The organism is Methanomicrobia archaeon (genome assembly GCA_016930255.1).
Classification (GTDB): Archaea; Halobacteriota; Syntropharchaeia; order Alkanophagales; family Methanospirareceae; genus JACGMN01.
The window spans coordinates 1-4,904 of sequence record JAFGHB010000028.1 but is presented as its reverse complement, the minus strand read 5'-3'; the positions used below and the strand labels follow the sequence as shown (position 1 = coordinate 4,904).

6 protein-coding genes are annotated in these 4,904 nt (G+C 51.1%); 5 read left to right on the top strand and 1 reads right to left on the bottom strand.

Annotated elements, in window-relative coordinates:
• Positions 1 to 128: 128 nt before the first annotated feature.
• On the bottom strand, positions 129 to 1,142 hold the full coding sequence (gene thiL, locus JW878_04745; protein ID MBN1762370.1) for a thiamine-phosphate kinase: 1,014 nt from the start codon (positions 1,140 to 1,142) through the stop codon (positions 129 to 131).
• Positions 1,143 to 1,210: 68 nt separating this feature from the next.
• Between thiL and larB the strand changes: the two genes are divergently transcribed.
• The 5 genes from larB to JW878_04720 all read left to right on the top strand — a co-directional run bounded on the left by larB (position 1,211) and on the right by JW878_04720 (position 4,837).
• The gene (gene larB, locus JW878_04740; GenBank protein ID MBN1762369.1) at positions 1,211 to 2,017 is read left to right on the top strand and encodes a nickel pincer cofactor biosynthesis protein LarB; all 807 of its coding nucleotides are present in this window, start codon (positions 1,211 to 1,213) and stop codon (positions 2,015 to 2,017) included.
• 63 nt (positions 2,018 to 2,080) lie between these two features.
• Positions 2,081 to 2,740 carry a radical SAM protein gene (locus tag JW878_04735; GenBank protein MBN1762368.1) on the top strand — a complete coding sequence of 220 codons (660 nt, stop codon included), beginning with the start codon at positions 2,081 to 2,083 and terminating at the stop codon, positions 2,738 to 2,740.
• Positions 2,700 to 3,050, top strand: coding sequence for a hypothetical protein (locus JW878_04730; protein MBN1762367.1), 351 nt, complete (start codon positions 2,700 to 2,702; stop codon positions 3,048 to 3,050). Before JW878_04735 ends, JW878_04730 begins: the two co-directional genes overlap by 41 nt.
• 277 nt (positions 3,051 to 3,327) lie before the next feature.
• Positions 3,328 to 4,149: a hypothetical protein gene (locus JW878_04725; protein ID MBN1762366.1), complete on the top strand. Its 822-nt coding sequence runs from the start codon at positions 3,328 to 3,330 to the stop codon at positions 4,147 to 4,149.
• Between the two features lie 103 nt (positions 4,150 to 4,252).
• Positions 4,253 to 4,837, top strand: coding sequence for a hypothetical protein (locus JW878_04720; GenBank protein ID MBN1762365.1), 585 nt, complete (start codon positions 4,253 to 4,255; stop codon positions 4,835 to 4,837).
• Positions 4,838 to 4,904: the final 67 nt, after the last annotated feature.

The following is a 4,904-nucleotide window of genomic DNA, read 5'->3' as shown; positions in this document are numbered from 1 at the left end:
TATTGATTTATATCACGCTTAAGGATTAGCGCCAGAATTAATATGCATGGCCACGGTCCTAGGTGTATGGACCTTAGGTAGAAATTTAGGGGTTGGCGAAAATTAAGTAGAGTATTTAAACAATCCATTTAAAAATGTTGATACCCCTTTAGTTCCGTCTTTTCTTCCTTATCGCCGTCTTTAAAATAGATCCCCTCCTCTGCAGGTACTATTGTGCCGATAATGCTCATATTCACTTCTCTTTTTAGCCCTTGTAGCATTTTCTCGTTTTCCAGCACGCTTTTATCAATCGTAAAGAGCAATTCGTAATCGCCACCGTAATAGAACGCAAGCTCTCTTCGCTCTCCCTTTGAGAGATGTAGGTTCTTGTCGTCTCGAATAGCCTCGCTCAGCACAGGCACACTATCTGCATACAGTTCAGCACCGACGTTGCTACTTTTCGCAATCTCTGCGATTGAAAGCGCGAGCCCGTCACTGATGTCGATCATTGCAGTCGCTACGCCCGAATTAGCGAGGATAATACCTTCATTGATGCGAGGCTGCGGCTGAACCAGCGCCTTTTTTACGATTTCTTCAACGCGTTTTGGTACTTTGAGCTCGTTAGTTATTATCTTCAAAGCGAGCGCAGCGTTTCCGAGTGAACCCGTCACGTATAATAAATCCCCTTCCTTAGCGCCTGATCTCCTTACTGGGTTGTTTGCGAATCCGAGACACGTTCCGGTCAGGATAAGCTCGTTACTTTGTGTGATGTCGCCGCCCACGACGGCTGTATGGTACGTAGAGGCGCATGCTTCTATCCCTGTCGTGAGTTCGTCCATAAGCGGTGCCTCGGTCTGAGGTGGGATGCCCATCGCAATGACGAACGCAAAGGGGTGTGCGCCCATCGCGGCAATATCGCTCAGATTAACGGCAACGGCGCTCCAGCCCATTTGGAACGGCGTTATACTAGGCGGGAAATGTGTCGATTGCTGTAACGAATCGGTGGTTACGACGAGATACCGGTAGCCGTTTTTGGCTCTATCGATGTCGATAACGGCGCAGTCGTCCTCACCGGCTCCGGCCGTCACTATTTGGTTGTCCACCCGAAATTTTCTTGTTATCCGTTCTATTACTCCGCGCTCGCCGAGGTCTTCTAGTTTCATCGCCGCACCTATTTCTTCTTCGTTTACTACAGGTTCTCTTTTTTGTTGGAAAAAGAAAAAGTGTTGGTATGGAAGAGCTCCTAAAAAAAGTCGCGCGCGGAGACCTGAGTATCGAAGAAGCGAGTAAGCACTTGAAATCGCAGCAGTTAGAGCAGCTAAAAGACTTCGCGCGGATAGATCTGGGCAGAGCGCAGCGGACTGGCATACCTGAGATTATCTTCGCCGAGGGCAAAAGCAGCAGCGGCGTAGCGGATATAGCGATGGCACATGCAACGGCAAAGGGTTTTGCGTTAATAAGTCGAGCGCGAGAAGAAGATGTAAAGGCGCTAAAAAAGCGCTTGAATGACGATAAGGATTTCGAAGTTGATCATAATCCGGTTGCACGGACGATTCTTCTAAAGCAACGGGGCCATAGCTTCGAAAAGCACGGTAAAATCGGTATTATCGCGGCTGGCACTGCTGACATACCGGTTGCCGAGGAAGCGCGAGTTGTTGCTGACGTCTGCGGGTGCGACGTGATAACGGCGTACGATGTGGGTATTGCGGGCATTCACCGTTTGGCTGCGCCGCTTGAAGAGCTGGTAAAAGAGGAGGTTGTCGCGCTCATTGTGGTTGCCGGTATGGAAGGCGCTTTGCCTTCTGTCGTGGCAGGGCTCGTGGACGTGCCGGTGATCGGTGTTCCGACGTCCTTGGGCTACGGTCTGGGCGGTGAGGGCGTTGCCGCGCTCTTTTCTATGCTCCAGAGTTGCGCACCGGGCTTGGCGGTGGTGAACATAGACAACGGCGTCGGTGCCGGAACGTTCGCCGCGAAATGTGTACGTACGCATGCGCAGCAGCTCACCACGCAAGAAAGACAGACAGACGTAAACCCGTGAGATGAATGAGAGGAACTAGCCGCGCCAGGGTTAAAACCGTTCTATAATCCCCCGCAGCAGCTAGTGAAGCAGGCAGTTGCGATTGTGGTATACGCGTGGCTCACGGGCTGGAATAAACGTGCTTTTTTACGCTGGGCGATCCGGTTACAGAACCTTATCCACGCAGGCGCCGGCGCACGCCAGATTTGTTGCTTCGGCGTTAATCCGCACACAGTCTGGGAAATGACCGGCTGTTGTAATTTGAAGTGCATCCACTGTCACGCGTTCGGCGGCGAAGCGACATATGACGAACTCTCCACAGAGGAGGGCATGAGACTGATAGACCAGATAGCCGCGTTAGACATTCGCACCTTTGTGTTCACCGGTGGCGAGCCTTTGCTCCGTGAAGACCTCTTTGCATTGATCGCATACGCGAAATCGAAACGATTTAACGTCTTCATAGCAACAAACGGCACGCTGATAACGGAAGAGATTGCGAAATTGCTCAAAGCCTTCGATGTCGGGGTAGTTATTGGCCTGGACGGCATGAATCGCGAGACACACGATGCTATCCGTGGTGTAGAGGGCGCTTACGATGCCGTGATCGCAGGGATCGAGCATTGCACTGCGGAAAAGCTCTATGTGCACTTGAATATCGTGGCATCGAGGCGCAATTTCGCTGAAATCGAACGAATCATCGATTATGGCGATTCCCCTCGGCGCTTATTCCTACTTCGTTTATAACTTCGTGCCGTGCGGCCGTGGCGAAACAGCTCGTGATACTGCACTTGACCACGAGGAGTTCAACGCGCTTCTAGACTTACTGCTGAAGAAGCAGCGTGACGTGCGCGGAATCATCATTCCCGTTGCAGCACCGGAATACTGGGCATACGCACTTCATCGCCGTGGGATACCAAGCAGACGCGTTCTACGGTTCATAGGGCAGTTCATCGGCGGGTGCTTGGCTGACAAAGGCATGATGTACATCAAGCCTGACGGCGCTGTGTGGGCGTGTCCGTTTCTTCCCGTTCCCGTGGGCACAGAGGAAGGATAGCGTTGATACGATCCTGGCTAATTTACGAGCCTTCCCGTTTTCGCAGAGTGATACTGATTGTGCGGGATGTGGCTACGTGCAGGTCTGTGGTGGTTGCAAGGCGAGAATGGTGACGGGTGATTTGAATTGTGGATGTGTGGTGACTAAAAAGACCGAGGGTCATCCGAAGGAATAGTTCTCGCTAAAAAGTATAAATCCCTGTATAGGTACTTAATCCATGAGATGCGGTAGCAAAAGTAAGAGCCGCTAACGGTCGGTGGTGGTGTGGTGGCTGGCGATGAAAGGAAGGAGTTTTTGGGGAACGTTGAGGGTGGTCTTCGTGCTCGCGCTTCTCTTTGGCTTCCCGATCGGCGCGTGCGATGATGCCGAGGAGCGGAACGTCGAGCAGCAAAAACGTGTCGTCGCCTTGACCGACCTTGATTTCAATAATGACGGTTTTATCAATAATGTAGACTTGACGATCTTGAAGTCGCACTTCAACGAACGATATACGTGGTACATGCCGTGGGATCTGAACGCGGACTTCCGCTGCGATGTGCAGGACTTTTATTATTTCGCCGACCGTGTCCCGCTGGATTATCGGTATCGCGTAGCCGTGAATATCTCGGCTTGGAATCTGACTAATTACACGATTGATCGGGGGAAAGAGCCGGTGCTTATTCTTGACGAAGTGCTGTATCCCCAGAATCTGAACCGAACTGTCGCCTGGGTAACGCATTATACGAGCCTTGAAGCTCCAAAGAATGACGATGCGGTTTGTGTTCATTATACCCGCGACCTCTGCAGATTGGCGTACAAGGAGTTAGGGCCGAAGACCATTGCATGGGGCTCTTCCAATACTCACACCTACGGGATGATCTATACGGGCGGGGACTGGCAGGATCTCTCTAATTGGTATATTATCGATCCGTACTGGAAAGTGTACGACGAAAAGATCTTGCGTGCACTGGGTGTTCATGAGACGAAGACGATAAAAATACTGCTTGATGAAGGTCGTGACGGCTACTGGGCGATCCATCTGTCGGTCGATTACTGGAACAACACGGTTGAGGAACCTTACAAGGCTGAGTACCGGATCGGACAGTTTAGAGAGCCCTAGTAAGGGGCCATGTCGTTTCGGTTTCCCATACAGAGCAAAAGTGTAAAGTAAAAGCGAAAAACATATATAGTGAGACGACAAAGAGGTGACCAGGAGGTGTAAAATGTCTATTCACAAGAGAGTGGTAGGAATTTTTAGTGTGACGACTGTCATTCTTCTAGCTTTTGCGCTGACGATAGGCATGGCGGCGGCAGTTGGTATCAACGTGCCCGACGAGTATACGACGGTTCACGACGCATGGGCAAATGCTCGGGTTGCACACGCGCCATCAGGGCCGTGGAGCTTTAATAGAACAATGGTTGCGCCCCCTTTCCGATCGGGGGGGAAGGCCGACTTCCAAATTGATGACTTCATGGCGAATTTCCGGAGTATCCGCACTGCTCGGAAGCCTGCCATGAGCACTGCAGTATTGCAGCAAGAACAACTGCAGACTTCAGGGGCATCACGTGCAGTGGTTGGCAGCTCGGGGGATATTTATCACGTGCCGAGCGTCGATTATCCGACGATTCAGCAAGCGATCGATAATGCTACCGGTGGTGAGACGATTCTCGTTGAGCCCGGGCGCTACAACGAGACCCTGGTTATTAACGTTTCCCATTTACGCATAAAAGCTAACTCAACCAATCCCGCAGATACCGTCGTGAGCGCGAACGGTACGGATGATCACGTGATTATAGTGAGGTACTAAACTTTTAATACTTATCTTTCGTATCTTAGTTCATGTCTAAACCCGAACAGATCCCTATTCATCGATC

Bases quoted from the DNA above. Each gene is read 5' to 3' on its own strand.
- thiL (MBN1762370.1), bottom strand. From the start codon at position 1,142: ATGAAACTAGAAGACCTCGGCGAGCGCGGAGTAATAGAACGGATAACA.
- larB (MBN1762369.1), top strand. From the start codon at position 1,211: ATGGAAGAGCTCCTAAAAAAAGTCGCGCGCGGAGACCTGAGTATCGAA.
- JW878_04730 (MBN1762367.1), top strand. From the start codon at position 2,700: ATGGCGATTCCCCTCGGCGCTTATTCCTACTTCGTTTATAACTTCGTG.
- JW878_04725 (MBN1762366.1), top strand. From the start codon at position 3,328: ATGAAAGGAAGGAGTTTTTGGGGAACGTTGAGGGTGGTCTTCGTGCTC.
- JW878_04720 (MBN1762365.1), top strand. From the start codon at position 4,253: ATGTCTATTCACAAGAGAGTGGTAGGAATTTTTAGTGTGACGACTGTC.